Source organism: Rhizobium sp. 2MFCol3.1 (genome assembly GCF_000377565.1).
Lineage (GTDB): Bacteria > Pseudomonadota > Alphaproteobacteria > Rhizobiales > Rhizobiaceae > Rhizobium.
In genome coordinates this window covers 26495-41822 of the sequence record NZ_KB898357.1, presented here as the reverse complement: position 1 = coordinate 41822, position 15328 = coordinate 26495, and the positions used below count along the sequence as shown (strand labels likewise).

Genomic DNA, 15328 nt, shown 5'->3' with positions numbered 1-15328 from the left:
TTAGCCGCTATTAGCCGGCAGAATCCTTGCAATGGTTTGGTTCATTCTTCGCTTCGATCGCTATCGAAAGTTGCACTTTTCGGCGGAGACACGAATTGGCCATATTAGCATGGCAGCGGAAATACACGGCAATCGGCGCTTTTCGAATCCGGGGTTTTGAGAACCTCGCCTTTCCTGCTCGCGATCATGTGATCGCCGGCAGCGAGAATTTGAGGTGCGCCGTGGCAACGGATGGGTAGTGACTGCGTTATTCGCGGTGACGAAGGGCAAAGCCACCGGTCTCTCAAGCGGCGGCATTATTGTGGTTGGGATGCATGTCTAAAAAAACAGGTACTGAAGCTCTCTCTCGGCGGGCATTTCTTGCTTCTGCCGCAGCCGTTGGCGCAAGCTCGGTAGCGGCGCCGGCACTGGCGCAATCGGCGATCGATTCGCTCATCAATGCACCGGAGCGCGGTGACTGGGACGACCAGTTCGACGCGAAAGCCGCGTCCCGTACGGCAAACGCTGTGGTGTCGAACACCCCGATCCTCGGACCGCAGTCCGTCCCCAGCATTCAGCAGGCGATTGCCCAGTATCAGCAGATCGCATCCGCAGGCGGTTGGCCGCAGGTCAATCCGGGCCAGCAGCGTCTGCAGATCGGCGTTACCGATCAGTCCGTCCAGGCCCTGCGCCAGCGTCTTTTCGTTACCGGCGACCTGCCGCAGGAAGCCGGCATGTCCTCGTCCTTCGATTCCTACGTCGATGGCGCGGTCAAGCGCTTCCAGGCGCGCCACGGCCTCCCGGCCGACGGCGTGCTCGGTGAATTCACGCTGAAGGCGATGAACATCCCGGCCGACGTGCGCTTGCAGCAGCTGAACACCAACCTGATCCGCCTGCAGACCTTCCCGGAAGAGCTCGGCCGTCGCCACGTGATGGTCAACATCCCGGCCGCTTATGTTGAGGGCATCGAGGACGGCAGCGTCGTCACGCGTCACAACGCCGTTGTCGGCCGCCTCAGCCGCCCGACACACCTAGTCAACTCGAAGATCTACGAAGTCATCCTCAATCCTTACTGGACCGCGCCGCGCTCGATCGTCGAAAAGGACATCGTGCCGCTGATGCGCAAGGACCCGACTTATCTCACGAAGAACAACATTCGTCTGATCGACGGCAAGGGCACGGAAGTGGCGCCCGAGACGATCGACTGGAACGCCGAAAAAGCGCCGAACCTGATGTTCCGCCAGGACCCGGGCAAGATCAACGCCATGGCCTCGACGAAGATCAACTTCTACAACAAGAACGGCGAGTATATGCACGACACGCCGCAGCAGGGCCTGTTCAACAAGCTCATGCGCTTCGAATCCTCCGGCTGCGTCCGCGTTCAGAACGTTCGCGACCTGACCACCTGGCTGCTGCGCGACACGCCTCCGTGGTCCCGCCAGCAGATGGAGCAGGTGATCACCACCCGCGTCAACACGCCGATCAAGCTGGCCGAGGAAGTGCCTGTATACTTCGTCTACATCTCCGCCTGGGGGATGCCTGATGGCATCGTGCAGTTCCGCGACGACATCTACCAGATGGACGGCAATGCCGAACTCGCGCTCGACACCACCGCGGGCATGGAGCAGCCGGTTCAATAAGAGCCGAAAGCTGCCTCGGAGTTATAAAAAACCGCGTCTTTCATGGCGCGGTTTTTTGTTGCGCGTAGATTGCCCAGCAAATGTCGCTCTCCGTATTGCCCTCGAACGGGCAGGGCGCTAATAGCCTAGCGCATTCCAGTTGAGGAGCCCGCCGATGACCAATGCTTCTACCCAGACCTTCTTCAATCGCTCGCTTGCCGATACCGATCCGGAAATCTTCGGTTCGATCCAAAAGGAACTCGGTCGCCAGCGTCATGAGATCGAGTTGATCGCTTCGGAAAACATCGTTTCCCGCGCGGTTCTGGAAGCCCAGGGCTCCATCATGACCAACAAGTACGCCGAGGGTTATCCGGGCAAGCGCTACTATGGCGGCTGCCAGTTCGTCGATATCGCGGAAGAGCTTGCGATCGAACGCGCCAAGAAGCTGTTCGGCGTCAACTTCGCCAACGTTCAGCCGAACTCCGGTTCGCAGATGAACCAGGCCGTCTTCCTCGCGCTGCTGCAGCCGGGCGACACCTTCATGGGCCTCGACCTCAACTCGGGCGGTCACCTGACGCACGGTTCGCCGGTCAACATGTCCGGCAAGTGGTTCAACGTCGTGTCCTACGGTGTTCGCGAAGGCGACAACCTGCTCGACATGGACGACGTCGCCGAGAAGGCACGCACCCACAAGCCGAAGCTCATCATCGCCGGCGGCACCGCTTATTCCCGTATCTGGGACTGGAAGCGCTTCCGCGAGATCGCTGATGAAGTCGGCGCCTACCTGATGGTCGACATGGCTCACATCGCCGGTCTCGTTGCCGGTGGCCAGCATCCGTCGCCGTTCCCGCATTGCCACGTTGCCACCACCACGACCCACAAGTCTCTGCGCGGTCCGCGCGGTGGTGTCATCCTGACCAACGACGAAGATCTGGCGAAGAAGTTCAACTCGGCCGTCTTCCCAGGTCTGCAGGGCGGTCCGCTCATGCACATCATCGCCGCCAAGGCCGTTGCCTTCGGCGAAGCGCTGCAGCCGGAGTTCAAGGATTACGCCGCGCAGGTCGTCAAGAACGCCAAGGCGCTGTCGGATACGCTGATCGCAGGCGGCCTCGACGTCGTCTCCGGCGGCACCGACAACCACCTGATGCTGGTCGACCTTCGCAAGAAGAACGCCACGGGCAAGCGCGCGGAAGCAGCGCTCGGCCGCGCCTACATCACCTGCAACAAGAACGGCATCCCGTTCGACCCTGAAAAGCCCTTCGTCACCTCAGGCGTTCGCCTTGGCGCGCCTGCCGGCACGACGCGCGGCTTCAAGGAAGCGGAATTCAAGGAAATCGGCAATCTCATCGTCGAGGTTCTCGATGGCCTGAAGGCGGCCAACTCCGACGAAGGCAATGCTAGCGTCGAAGCAGCCGTACGCGATAAGGTGATGAACCTCACCGGCCGCTTCCCAATGTACGACTACATCGGCTAAGGATAGCGCATGCGCTGCCCATTCTGCGGATCGGAAGACACACAGGTCAAGGATTCACGCCCGGCGGAGGACAATACGTCCATCCGCCGCAGGCGTATCTGTCCTGATTGCGGCGGTCGCTTCACGACCTTCGAGCGCGTGCAGCTGCGCGAGCTCATGGTCTCGAAGAAGACCGGCCGCAGGGTGCCTTTCGATCGCGACAAGCTGGTGCGTTCCTTCGAGATCGCATTGCGCAAGCGCCCCGTCGACCGCGACCGCATAGAGCGCGCGGTCTCGGGCATCGTGCGGCGCCTGGAAAGCTCCGGCGAAGTCGAAATCAGCTCCGAGCAGATTGGCCTGCAGGTTCTCGAAGCGCTGAAGAGCCTCGATGACGTCGGCTTCGTGCGCTACGCTTCGGTCTACCGCGATTTCTCTCATGCCGAGGATTTCGAGAAGGTGATCTCGGAGATCAACGCCAAGATCGCTCGCGATCCATTGGATAGCTGAGCGATGAGCGCCTCGCCAGACGACGCGCAATTCATGCAGGAGGCGATCCGCCTGGGTCTCCTCCATCTCGGCCAGACATCCACCAATCCGTCCGTCGGTTGCGTCGTCGTGCGCGACGGCAAGATCGTCGGCCGCGGCACGACCGCCGTCGGCGGCCGTCCGCATGCCGAACCTCAGGCCTTGGCCGAGGCAGGAGAACTGGCACGCGGCGCCACTGCCTATGTCACGCTCGAGCCATGCTCCCACCACGGCAAGACGCCACCCTGCGCTGATGCGCTGATCGCATCCGGCGTGTCCCGCGTCGTCATCAGCGTTACCGATCCCGATGAACGCGTGTCGGGCAGGGGCATCGCCATGCTTCGCGATGCCGGCATCACGGTCGAGACCGGGTTGCTGGAAGAAGAGGGCCGCCATTCGCTCGCCGCCTATCTCACCCGCCAGACGAAGAACCGTCCCTATGTGATTCTGAAGCTTGCCGTTTCTCAAGACGGCATGATCGGCCGCACGGGCGAGGGCCAGATCGCGATCACCGGTCCCGCGGCGCGCGCCGAGGTGCAGCAACTGCGCGCCGAGACGGATGCGATTCTTGTCGGTATCGGCACCGCCGTTGCCGATGATCCGGAACTGACGGTGCGCGTTCCGGGGCTTGAGGGACGCTCGCCGGTGCGTGTTGTGCTGGATCCGCTGCTTGAGTTGCCGTTGACGTCGAAGCTGGTACGGACGGCGCGGCAGGTGCCCGTGATCGTGGTGGGGCGTGAGGAGGTTTCAGAGGCGTGGGAGCAAGATTTACCCCCCTCTGTCCTGCCGGACATCTCCCCCACAAGGGGGGAGATCGACTCGTTGCGGGCGCCTTCGCAAAACGTAGACGTTGGAACGAGCGGGCAAGCCCAGCCAATCTCCCCACCTGTGGGGGAGATGCCCGGCAGGGCAGAGGGGGGTATCCCGACCGCTGACATCAACGCTGAAACCACCGCCCAACTCGAATCCCGCCGCCAAGCCCTCGAATCCGCTGGCGTCGAAGTCGTCTACTGCCACCCCTACCACCCGGAACAGCTTCTCCCGGCACTCGCCTCCCGCGGCATTTCCTCGCTGCTGGTCGAAGGCGGCGCCAAGACGGCGCGGCTTTTTCTGGAGGCAGGCTATGTCGACCGCATCCTGCTCTACCAGGGGCCGGGCACGATTGGGCAAGGCGGTATTGAAACACCGATCCGCAAAACCGATATTCCATCCGATTTCAAGCATGTGGGCACGCGCAGAGTTGGCGACGACAGCCTGGACGAATACGAAAGAGAAGTTTGATGTTTACAGGCATTGTCACCGACGTCGGCACGATCGAATCCGTTTCCCCGTTGAAAGAGGGCATCAAGCTTCGCGTGGCGACTAGCTATGATCCCGCGACCATCGACATGGGCGCCTCGATCTCGCATTCCGGCATCTGCCTGACCGTCACGGGCCTGCCGGAAGTTGGCAGCAACGGCCGCTGGTTCGAGGTGGAAGCCTGGGAAGAAGCGCTGCGCCTGACGACGATCGGCACCTGGAAAGAGGGCAGCCCTGTCAATCTCGAGCGCTCGCTGAAGATCGGCGACGAACTGGGCGGCCACATCGTCTCCGGTCACGTCGATGGCAAGGCCGAGATCCTCTCTGTCACCGAAGAGGGCGATGCCACGCGTTTCCGCATCCGCGCGCCGGAGCATCTGGCGAAGTTCGTCGCCCCCAAGGGCTCGATCGCGCTTGATGGTACATCGCTGACCGTCAACGCCGTCGATGGCACCGATTTCGACGTCCTGCTTATTCGCCACACGCTCGAGGTCACGACCTGGGGCAAGCGCGAGGCCGGCGACTTCGTCAATTTCGAAGTCGACACCATGGCTCGCTATGCCGCTAGGCTGGCCGAGTTCCCGGTCGCGAAAGCAGAATAACCTCGCCATTGTAGTGCGTATGCCTCGCATCGCCAAAGCCGAGCTTTTCGGCGAGGCGTAGCGAGGCGGCATTGTCGGGATCGATGATGCAGCTCATCGGCCGTGCCGGAAAGCGATCCTCCGCCCAGCCGATCAAAGCCCGCAGCGCTTCCGCCGCGTAGCCCTTTCCCTGGGCTTCCGGCATCAATGCCCAGCCCGTTTCCAACGTCCCCTCGGTGCTGACCGGCTGCATGTCGCGCTTCATCTCCAGAAAGCCCGCTTCGCCCACGAACTTCCCGCTCTCTTTCTCTTCGATGGCGAGGAAGCCGAAGCCCATATGGTGCCACATCCCGGCGACGCGCAGCATGCGCCCCCAACTCTGCTCCCGCGTCGATGCCACCCCGCTGATGAAGCGCACGACCGCATCGTTGCTCCAGAGCGCATGATAAGCCTCGAAATCCTCAAGCGCGTGCGGCCGGAGTATCAGCCGCTCGGTCTCGATCGTCGGTATCTCTGTCATCGCGATCTCATTCCTCGTCAGGCCCCAGGCTCGCCATCCCAGTAATCAAGACCGTCGCCGGCGCGGCCCATCACGCGAAACGATCGGTCTGGCGATCCCTCGCGGCGCGTCTTCGCGAGAAACTTGCCCGAGTCCGGATATTCGACGATATCGGTCGCAGCCTTCGTCGAGATGCCGAGATAGATGAGCGGGGTCGCGCCCGTGTTGATGATCTGGTGCGCCGTCTCCGGCCCGCCGGCCGGCGCGCCGAGCACGTCGCCCTTGCGGATCGGATAGCGCTTCGTTCCGAAGCGATACTCGCCCGTCCCCTCGATCACGAAGAACATCTCGTCCTCGGCATGATGGTTATGAAAGGGACAGCCCGATTTGCCTGCGGGTACCTCGTTATAGCTGACGCCTAGCCCTTTCAGCCCGAGCATCGCACCGAAGGATGTATCCGCGCTCTGGTAAAACTCTCCCTGCTTCCAGCGCTCAAGGCTGAGTGCATCCACGTTGACGACGGGTGTTTGCTGATCGGTCATTCTCATCTCCCTTTGCCTCAGGGAACTATGAGTTTGCGCGGGAAATCAACCCGTTATCGATCACGGCCCTGCGTTTTCGGCCAAGCGGTCCGGCAGCACCTCGGCACCCGCCGGGACGATTCGCGATTTTGCACCGCAGCCATGAGCCGAATTTGCTTGCCATTCGGACAAAGGCATGTTTTGACCGCCGCCTGTCGAACGGCAAGTCCTCTAGGAAATGAAGGTGACCCATGGCGCGAGAAACCGCTCCTCATATCTTGATCGTTGAAGCACGTTTCTACGACGACATGGCTGATGCTCTCCTGGAAGGCGCAACCTTCGCATTGACCGAAGCCGGCGCGACCTATGACGTCGTCACCGTTCCCGGCGCGCTGGAAATTCCGGCTGCGATTGCAATGGCTCTCGATGGAGCGGATAATGACGGCACGAACTACGACGGCTACGTCGCGCTCGGCATGGTCATCCGCGGCGAGACCTATCACTTCGATATCGTATCGAACGAATCCTCGCGCGCTCTGATGGACCTGTCCGTCAGCGAATCCATTGCCATCGGCAATGGCATCCTGACGGTCGAAAACGACGAGCAGGCTTGGTCGCGCGTACGCCGTTCGGATAAGGACAAGGGCGGCTTTGCCGCTCGCGCAGCTCTCACCATGATCGAGCTGAAGAAAAAGCTGGGTGCATAAGGCATGAGCAACGAAAACGTAGAGCGTCCGGTCAAGGCAGCGAACCAGCGTGGCGCCGCGCGTCTCGCCGCCGTTCAGGCGCTCTATCAGATGGATATCGGCGGCACCGGCGTTCTCGAAATCGTCGCCGAATACGAAGCCCATCGTCTCGGCCAGGAACTGGATGGCGAAACCTACCTGAAGGCTGACCCTTCCTGGTTCCGTTCGATCGTCTCCGGCGTCGTGCGCGAGCAGAAGCGGCTCGATCCGCTGGTTGCCTCGGCGTTGCAGGACGATTGGGCGCTGTCACGTCTCGACAGCACCGTTCGCGCCATCCTTCGCGCCGGCGTTTTCGAACTTCTCGACCGCAAGGACGTGCCGGTCGCGGTCATCGTCACCGAATATGTCGAGATCGCCCAGGCGTTTTTCAGCGATGATGAGCCCAAGCTCGTCAACGCGGTTCTCGACCGCATCGCCAAGCAGGTTCGCGGCGATCAGAAAAAGTAGCGTTTCGCGCGCAAGAATCGGCTTCTTCCTCCAATCGGCCAATCTCTTCTTTCCCATTGCTCCGTAAGGGTTTTCAGCCCTTGCGGGCTTGACGTCCTGTTTTCCTCCCCGCAATCTCCACTCGGCGTTGCAGCATTTCTGTGGGAGGAAATGAGGACGGCGTGTTCGCAGCCGGAGAGGGAGTGAGCTCCGGCTCTTTTGGAGGAAAGAGCGAAATGACGATGCTTTTATGCGTAATAGCGTGCGGTTTGCTTTCGGTGGTCTATGCCATCTGGGCAATCCGGTCGGTGCTATCAGCCGATCAGGGGAATGCCCGCATGCAGGAAATTGCAGGATATATTCGCGAAGGCGCGCAGGCCTATCTGACGCGCCAGTATACGGCCATCGCCATTGTCGGCGTCGTCGTCTTCATCGCCGCCTGGCTGCTGCTCTCCGCCACGGCCGCGATCGGCTTTCTGGTTGGTGCCGTGCTTTCGGGCGCCGCGGGCTTCATCGGCATGCACGTCTCGGTTCGCGCCAATGTGCGCACCGCGCAGGCTGCCTCGCATAGCCTTGCCGCTGGTCTCGGCATCGCCTTCAAGTCGGGCGCCATCACCGGCATGCTGGTCGCTGGCCTGGCGCTGCTTGGCGTCTCCATCTACTATCTGATCCTCACCGGCGTGCTCGGCCACGATCCCGCCTCGCGTGAAGTCATTGATTCCCTGGTCGCGCTCGGCTTCGGCGCATCGCTGATATCGATCTTCGCCCGTCTCGGCGGCGGTATCTTCACCAAGGGCGCCGACGTCGGCGGCGATCTTGTCGGCAAGGTCGAGGCCGGTATTCCGGAAGATGACCCACGCAACCCTGCGACCATCGCCGATAACGTTGGCGACAACGTCGGCGATTGCGCCGGCATGGCGGCCGACCTTTTCGAAACCTATGCCGTCTCCGTCGTCGCGACGATGGTTCTGGCCGCCATCTTTTTCGGCGGCACGCCGGTTCTTGCGTCGGCGATGATCTACCCGCTCGCCATCTGCGGCGCCTGCATCATCACCTCGATCATCGGCACCTTCTTTGTGAAGCTCGGCAGCAACGGCTCGATCATGGGCGCCCTCTATAAGGGTCTCATCGTCACCGGCCTGCTGTCGATCCTGGGTCTTGGCGCGGCAACGTCGCTGACCGTTGGCTGGGGCCTGATCGGCACCGTCGCCGGTCATGATATCACCGGCATGAACCTCTTCATCTGCGGTATCGTCGGCCTCATCGTCACCGCGCTGATCGTCGTCATCACCGAATACTACACCGGCACCAACAAGCGCCCGGTCAATTCGATCGCCCAGGCATCGGTAACGGGACACGGCACCAACGTCATCCAGGGGCTCGCCGTATCGCTTGAATCGACTGCACTTCCGGCAATTGTCATCGTCGGCGGCATTCTGGCGACCTTCCAGCTCGGTGGCCTGTTCGGCACCGGTATCGCCGTTACCGCCATGCTCGGCCTTGCCGGCATGATCGTGGCGCTCGACGCCTTCGGTCCTGTGACGGACAATGCCGGTGGCATCGCCGAAATGGCGCATCTGCCGCCGGAAGTGCGCAAGTCCACGGACGCGCTCGATGCGGTGGGCAACACAACCAAGGCCGTCACCAAAGGCTATGCGATCGGCTCCGCCGGTCTTGGCGCCCTCGTGCTGTTCGCGGCCTATTCGAACGACCTGCAATATTTCGCCTCGCATGGTGATCAGTACCCGTACTTCGCCAATATCGGCGTGATCTCCTTTGATCTCTCCAATCCCTATGTCGTCGCCGGACTGCTCTTCGGCGGCCTCATCCCCTATCTCTTCGGCGGCATCGCCATGACGGCGGTGGGACGTGCGGCTGGGTCGATCGTTGAGGAAGTGCGCAAGCAGTTCCGCGAAAAGCCCGGCATCATGCAGGGAACCGAGAAGCCGGATTACGGCAAGGCGGTCGATCTTTTGACCAAGGCCGCCATTCGCGAAATGATCATTCCGTCGCTTCTGCCCGTCCTGGCGCCTATCGTCGTCTATTTCGGCGTGCTGTTGATCTCGGGCTCCAAGGCGTCGGCTTTCGCGGCGCTTGGCGCATCGCTTCTCGGTGTCATTATCAACGGCCTGTTCGTGGCGATCTCGATGACCTCGGGTGGTGGCGCATGGGACAACGCCAAGAAGTCCTTCGAGGACGGCTTCGTCGACAAGGACGGTACGCGCCACATGAAGGGTTCGGAAGCCCACAAGGCATCCGTAACCGGTGACACAGTCGGCGACCCCTACAAGGACACAGCCGGCCCGGCCGTCAATCCGGCGATCAAGATCACCAATATCGTGGCGCTGTTGCTGCTTGCCATCCTGGCGGGCTGATCGGTCTCAGATCTACAACCAATAAAAAACCCGCCGGAGCGATCCGGCGGGTTTTGTGTGGGCGGATGACTTGGCGCTTAGCGCAAGCTGGCCGGGTTCTGCGGCGAAGGACGATCGCCGGCGCCGAACAGGCCCTTGGCCATGTTCGCGGCGCTGCCGCCAGAAAGCAGCTGCTGCAGGAAGGTAAGATCCTTACCACCAGTCGGCGTAACGCGTGTGATCGTGTCGAACGGCTTGCCGTCCTTGAGCGTGTAGTTGGCGCGGCGGGTCACGACGCCGTCCTTGTCGAAATAGATGGCCAGAACACTCTGGTCCACGACCTTCAGCTTCTGGAATGCCATGGAGCGCTCGCGACGCTGCGAGATGTAATAGAAGACTTCGCCATCGAAGGTGGCGGTCGTCGAAGGCGTGCCCAGCGACAGCAGAACCTGCTCGCGGCTCGAACCCTCGGGAACCAGGTTGAGCGACTGCTCGTCGGCGACGTAACCGCCATTGAGAACCGTACCCGTTTGGCAGCCGGTCAAGCCGGCGGAGGCGATCATGATGGCAATGGCGGCATTGCTGAGGAATTTCTTGTCAGACTTGAAATACCGTTTCTTCAACGACATCTACTCCCTTAACGTATCGATACCAGCCATCGGCCATGCAATGTTACGCTGATGCAAAACCATTGTGGCCTTTCCGGGGTCGGACGTGAGCCATCTGCCGAGTGGCCATCGTCGAAGCGCTGTCCCGAAAGTGGCCACCTTCGCCATTGCAATTCGCGCATGCTTCGGTAAACCAGCTTTCGAAATCATGCAACAAGGCCGGACGCAGGTTGGCGCCAAGAACGAGGCCTTTCCGGAAAAAACAATGATATTCGGGCTCTTCGGCAAGAAAAACAACAATCAGGCGATCGTCGACCGGCAATATGAGGCGCTGACATCGGCCGCCCGCATGCCCGCGTTTTACGAGAGACTCGGCGTGCCGGATACGGTCATGGGCCGCTTCGAAATGCTGTCGGGTGTCATGATCCTGTTTTTTCGCCGCACGCGTGCATCCGAGACGAGTGGCCAGGAGATCGCGCAGGAAATCGTGGATGCATTCTTCCAGGATATCGATTATTCGATCCGCGAACTCGGCATCGGCGACAACACAGTTCCGAAGCGCATGAAGAAACTCGCCGGCATGTTCTACGGCCGGCTCGAAGCCTATTCAAAGGCGATGGACGCTGGTGACGCCGAGGCTCTCGCCGTGGCGCTTGGCCGCAACATTCATCCGAAGGAAGCAGATCCGGTCGATATGCGCGCGCTTGCCGATTGGATGTTTTCCGCTGAAAAACACTTGTCGGCACAGTCCGAAGATACGATCGCGACCGGCTCGGCAACGCTGCCCGCCGTCGCGTGAGGAGACAATGATGAAGAATTCAAACGAAGACACGCCTTTCTCCTATCTGGTCAAGGTCGGTAATGTCTCGGCCAACCCGGTCGACGTCCATCTGGAGGCCGACAAGGACGAGTTGCTGGCGCTTGCCGAAACCTGGGACGTGATCTCGGTTGACGATTTCCGCGCCGATCTGCAGATCGCGCGATGGAAGAAGGACGGTATTCGCGTGAAGGGCAGGGTGCGGGCGAGCATCGTCCAGAGCTGCGTCGTCACGCTGGAGCCGGTGCCGTCGAAGATCGACGAAACCTTCGAGCAGATCTTCGTGCCCGAAAACTCCAAGCTTGCGCGGCGCCCGGCCAACGATACCGGCGAAATGATGCTGGACCCCGATGGTCCCGATCTGCCGGAAAGCTTTGTCGGCGATACGATCGATGCCGGCGAAGTCGCTACCGAGTTCGCCGCCATGGCGATTGATCCGTACCCCCGCAAAGAGGGCGTTGCCTTCGATGGTCACATAGAAGACACCGGAGAGAACGATAAGAAGCCTTCCGCCTTTGCTGTTCTGAAAGACTGGAAAAAGGACTGAAAGCCGCTCGCGGTTTGACATAATTCAGTTGTCAGCGACGGTAAAACCGGTATTTTGGCCAAAATTTCGCCCTCCTGGGACGAAAAAAAAGGATCAGGGACGCGTGATCAGAATTTCTCTCGACCTCATGGGTGGCGACTTTGGTCCCCAGGTAGTCATCCCCGGTGCCGCAAAGGCGCTGGAACGGCATCCGGACATATCGTTCGTGATGTATGGCTTGAAGGAACAGTGCGAGCCTATTCTCGACCAGTTTCCGAAGCTGAAGGAGAAATCCGTTCTCCACGATTGCGAACTTGCCGTGCGCATGGACGAGAAGCCGAGCCAGGCATTGCGCCGCGGCCGCTACGTCTCTTCCATGTGGCGTTCGCTTGAGGCCGTGAAGACCAAGGACGCCGATGTCGCGGTTTCCGCCGGCAATACCGGCGCGCTGATGGCGATGGCCAAGTTCTGTCTGCGCACGATGGCCAATATCGAGCGCCCGGCGATCGCGGCGATCTGGCCGACCATGCGCGGCGAGAGCATCGTGCTCGATGTCGGCGCGACGATCGGCGCCGATAGCCAGCAGCTGATGGATTTCGCGCTGATGGGCGGCGCCATGGCGCGCGCGCTGTTCGAGATCGACCGTCCGACGATCGGCCTGCTCAATGTGGGCGTCGAAGAGATCAAGGGCCAGGAAGAGGTCAAGGAAGCCGGACGCCTGCTGCGCGAGGCCAATATCGACTCGCTCGATTATTTCGGCTTCGTCGAGGGCAATGACATCGGCAAGGGAACCGTCGATGTCGTGGTCACCGAAGGCTTCGCCGGCAACATTGCGCTCAAGGCCGCAGAAGGCACGGCGCGCCAGATCGGCGAATATCTGAAAGCCGCAATGTCGCGTACCCTTCTCGCCAAGATCGGCTATATCTTCGCCAAGAGCGCGTTCGACATGCTGCGCGAGAAGATGGACCCGAGCAAGGTCAATGGCGGCGTGTTTCTCGGCTTGAACGGCGTGGTCATCAAGAGCCACGGCGGCGCCAATGCCGAAGGGATCGCGTCTGCGATCGAGGTCGGCTACGACATGGCCAAGAATGGCCTCAATCAGAAAATAGAAAACGATTTGCAAAAGTATCATGCCAAGCGGCTGCCCCCGATCGGGCCGGAAGCGGCATGAGCGACGGGATTTGAAGAATATGATCCGTTCAGTGGTTCGCGGTTTCGGATCCGCGCTTCCGAAACGCGTTATGACCAATCGCGACATGGAAGATGTCGTGGACACCTCCGACGAATGGATTGTCCAGCGCACGGGCATTCGCCAGCGTTATCTCGCCGGAGAAGATGAGACGACGTCCTCGCTTGGCGCGGCGGCGGCTCTGGCCGCGCTCGAAAAGGCCGGCATGACGCCCGATGATATCGACATGATCATCTGCGCGACATCGACGCCAGACAACACCTTCCCGGCGACCGCCGTCAGCATCCAGAACCGTCTCGGCATGAGCCACGGCTTTGCCTTCGACGTGCAGGCGGTCTGCACCGGTTTCGTCTATGCGGTCACCACAGCGGACGCCTACATCCGTGGCGGCCTTGCCAAGCGCGTGCTCGTCATCGGCGCCGAAACCTTCTCGCGCATCCTCGACTGGAATGACCGAACGACCTGCGTGCTCTTCGGCGATGGCGCTGGCGCGATCGTGCTGGAAGCGGCTGAAGGCGAGGGGACCACTGACGACCGTGGCGTCCTCACCGCGCATCTGCGTTCCGACGGTTCGCACAAGGAAAAGCTCTTCGTCGATGGTGGACCATCCACCACGGGCACCGTCGGCAAGCTGCGCATGGAAGGCCGCGAAGTCTTCAAATATGCGGTCGGCATGATCACCGACGTCATCCAGGCAGCCTTCGACAGCACCGGCACCACGTCAGACGATCTCGACTGGCTGGTGCCGCATCAGGCAAATCGTCGCATCATCGATGGCTCGGCCAAGAAGCTCAACATCGCGTCTGAAAAGGTTGTCGTCACGGTGGACCTGCACGGCAATACGTCGGCGGCTTCGATCCCGCTCGCGCTCGCGGTTGCAGCCGGCGACGGACGTATCAAGAAGGGCGATCTCGTGATGCTTGAGGCGATGGGCGGCGGCTTCACCTGGGGTGCAGTCCTGCTGCGCTGGTAACAGCCCAAAAACCCAAAAAGCTGACAACGAACAAGGGCTTGACCGTAAGGCGCAAGACAAATACTCTTCGCTCGTCCTCACAAAACAAAACCGATGGGCAGGGAAAAAGATGACCGGCAAAACAGTCACGCGCGCAGACTTGGCGGAATCCGTTTTTCGCAAAGTCGGTCTGTCCCGCACGGAATCGGCGGAGCTCGTGGAGACTGTGATCGACGAGATCTGCAACGCCATCGTTCGCGGTGAGACGGTCAAGCTTTCCTCCTTCGCAACCTTCCAGGTGCGCGACAAGAACGAGCGCATCGGCCGCAACCCGAAGACCGGCGAAGAAGTACCGATCTCTCCGCGCCGCGTCATGACCTTCAAGGCATCGAACGTCTTGAAGACCCGCATCCTGAAGGCGCACACCCTGCGCAAGGTCAAGACCAAGCCGGCCAATCCGGCCGCCTGATCGCTTTCCGATCTCGTCGCCCGACGAGGTTGATCAGCGCTTCCCGTGAATTTTCCGCAACGTTTTCTGTGCGAATTCGAGACGTGACTTGAATTAACGCAAGCAAACCGTTGAAATGTGATGAGTCGCGGCTCGGACATATCAGGTGCGAGCCCCTTCGCCTTGCCGACGAACGGTAAGCGCGACGCGCTGAAGATCGCGTGCTGAAAATCGCGTAGGGAGTGAGAACCTTGGATAAGAGCCCGGATGCTTTTCGCACCATCAGCGAAGTAGCGGATGACCTGGATCTTCCGCAGCACGTGCTGCGCTTCTGGGAGACCCGCTTCCCGCAGATCAAGCCGATGAAGCGCGGTGGTGGCAGGCGCTACTACCGGCCGGAAGATGTGGACCTGCTGAAGGGCATCCGGCACCTGCTCTATGATCACGGCTACACCATCAAGGGTGTGCAGAAGCTCCTCAAGACCAACGGCAACAAGTTCGTCATCGCCATCGGCCATGGCGATCTTGCAAGCGTGCAGGCGCTGACCGGCCAGAGCGAGGGCGAAGCCGGCGAGCCCAGGGTAGGCATGTCCGAGGAAGATCAGCTGGTCGGACGCGCCAAGGCGCCCGCGTCCCGCCGCTTCTTCAATTTCGGCGGTGGCGACGACGAGGCGGCCGAGGTGTCGCTCGGCAAGTCGAGCGTCGGCAAAGAAGATCGGGCGCTGTTGCAGGAGGCGCTCTACGATCTCCTGGAATGCAAGCGTCTTCTCGACCAGGTCCGCTGAG

At 61.0% G+C, this 15328-nt stretch carries 17 protein-coding genes; 14 read left to right on the top strand and 3 right to left on the bottom strand.

From position 1 onward, the window contains the following. The first annotated feature begins 314 nt into the window (after positions 1–314). From D460_RS0111495 to D460_RS0111475, 5 genes are all read left to right on the top strand, one after another. A complete protein-coding gene (locus D460_RS0111495) occupies positions 315–1619 on the top strand; it encodes a L,D-transpeptidase family protein (RefSeq protein ID WP_026283037.1) in 1305 nt (434 codons plus the stop codon). 154 nt (positions 1620–1773) lie between these two features. After that, positions 1774–3072: a serine hydroxymethyltransferase gene (gene glyA / locus D460_RS0111490; RefSeq protein ID WP_018898691.1), complete on the top strand. Its 1299-nt coding sequence runs from the start codon at positions 1774–1776 to the stop codon at positions 3070–3072. A gap of 9 nt (positions 3073–3081) precedes the next feature. After that, a complete protein-coding gene (gene nrdR / locus D460_RS0111485) occupies positions 3082–3558 on the top strand; it encodes a transcriptional regulator NrdR (RefSeq protein WP_018898690.1) in 477 nt (158 codons plus the stop codon). A 3-nt stretch (positions 3559–3561) separates the two neighbouring features. Continuing rightward, positions 3562–4857 carry a bifunctional diaminohydroxyphosphoribosylaminopyrimidine deaminase/5-amino-6-(5-phosphoribosylamino)uracil reductase RibD gene (gene ribD / locus D460_RS0111480; RefSeq protein ID WP_018898689.1) on the top strand — a complete coding sequence of 432 codons (1296 nt, stop codon included), beginning with the start codon at positions 3562–3564 and terminating at the stop codon, positions 4855–4857. Continuing rightward, complete coding sequence (locus D460_RS0111475) at positions 4857–5477, top strand: riboflavin synthase (protein WP_018898688.1); 621 nt, start codon at positions 4857–4859, stop codon at positions 5475–5477. Before ribD ends, D460_RS0111475 begins: the two co-directional genes overlap by 1 nt. Here D460_RS0111475 and D460_RS0111470 read toward each other — a convergent pair. Both D460_RS0111470 and D460_RS0111465 read right to left on the bottom strand, forming a co-directional pair. Next, complete coding sequence (locus D460_RS0111470) at positions 5440–5976, bottom strand: GNAT family N-acetyltransferase (RefSeq protein ID WP_018898687.1); 537 nt, start codon at positions 5974–5976, stop codon at positions 5440–5442. The two genes, D460_RS0111475 and D460_RS0111470, sit on opposite strands and share 38 nt — an antisense overlap. A 17-nt stretch (positions 5977–5993) precedes the next feature. Further along, on the bottom strand, positions 5994–6497 hold the full coding sequence (locus D460_RS0111465) for a cupin domain-containing protein (RefSeq protein ID WP_018898686.1): 504 nt from the start codon (positions 6495–6497) through the stop codon (positions 5994–5996). 230 nt (positions 6498–6727) lie between these two features. On the opposite strand from D460_RS0111465, the gene ribH reads away from it, so the two are divergent. From ribH to D460_RS0111450, 3 genes are all read left to right on the top strand, one after another. Beyond that, positions 6728–7183, top strand: a complete 456-nt coding sequence (gene ribH / locus D460_RS0111460) for a 6,7-dimethyl-8-ribityllumazine synthase (RefSeq protein WP_018898685.1) — start codon at positions 6728–6730, stop codon at positions 7181–7183. A 3-nt stretch (positions 7184–7186) separates the two neighbouring features. Further along, complete coding sequence (gene nusB, locus D460_RS0111455) at positions 7187–7669, top strand: transcription antitermination factor NusB (RefSeq protein ID WP_018898684.1); 483 nt, start codon at positions 7187–7189, stop codon at positions 7667–7669. 215 nt (positions 7670–7884) lie between these two features. Beyond that, on the top strand, positions 7885–10023 hold the full coding sequence (locus tag D460_RS0111450) for a sodium-translocating pyrophosphatase (RefSeq protein WP_026283036.1): 2139 nt from the start codon (positions 7885–7887) through the stop codon (positions 10021–10023). A 77-nt stretch (positions 10024–10100) separates the two neighbouring features. Here the strand turns inward: D460_RS0111450 and D460_RS0111445 are convergent, their stop codons facing one another. Beyond that, entirely contained in the window at positions 10101–10631 is a 531-nt protein-coding gene (locus tag D460_RS0111445; protein WP_018898682.1) for an outer membrane protein assembly factor BamE, read from the bottom strand. Between the two features lie 187 nt (positions 10632–10818). Here D460_RS0111445 and D460_RS0111440 point away from each other — a divergent pair, with 187 nt between their 5' ends. From D460_RS0111440 to D460_RS0111415, 6 genes are all read left to right on the top strand, one after another. After that, positions 10819–11409, top strand: coding sequence for a ubiquinol-cytochrome C chaperone family protein (locus tag D460_RS0111440; RefSeq protein ID WP_018898681.1), 591 nt, complete (start codon positions 10819–10821; stop codon positions 11407–11409). A 10-nt stretch (positions 11410–11419) separates the two neighbouring features. Further along, entirely contained in the window at positions 11420–11974 is a 555-nt protein-coding gene (locus D460_RS0111435) for a DUF177 domain-containing protein (RefSeq protein WP_018898680.1), read from the top strand. Positions 11975–12077: 103 nt separating this feature from the next. After that, positions 12078–13124 (top strand): phosphate acyltransferase PlsX, encoded by a 1047-nt coding sequence (gene plsX / locus D460_RS0111430; protein ID WP_026283034.1) that lies wholly within the window; start codon positions 12078–12080, stop codon positions 13122–13124. Positions 13125–13143: 19 nt separating this feature from the next. Then, positions 13144–14115: a beta-ketoacyl-ACP synthase III gene (locus tag D460_RS0111425; protein WP_018898678.1), complete on the top strand. Its 972-nt coding sequence runs from the start codon at positions 13144–13146 to the stop codon at positions 14113–14115. Between the two features lie 109 nt (positions 14116–14224). Beyond that, on the top strand, positions 14225–14563 hold the full coding sequence (locus D460_RS0111420; RefSeq protein WP_018898677.1) for an integration host factor subunit alpha: 339 nt from the start codon (positions 14225–14227) through the stop codon (positions 14561–14563). 230 nt (positions 14564–14793) lie between these two features. Next, on the top strand, positions 14794–15327 hold the full coding sequence (locus tag D460_RS0111415) for a MerR family transcriptional regulator (protein WP_018898676.1): 534 nt from the start codon (positions 14794–14796) through the stop codon (positions 15325–15327). The last annotated feature ends 1 nt before the right edge of the window (position 15328 follow it).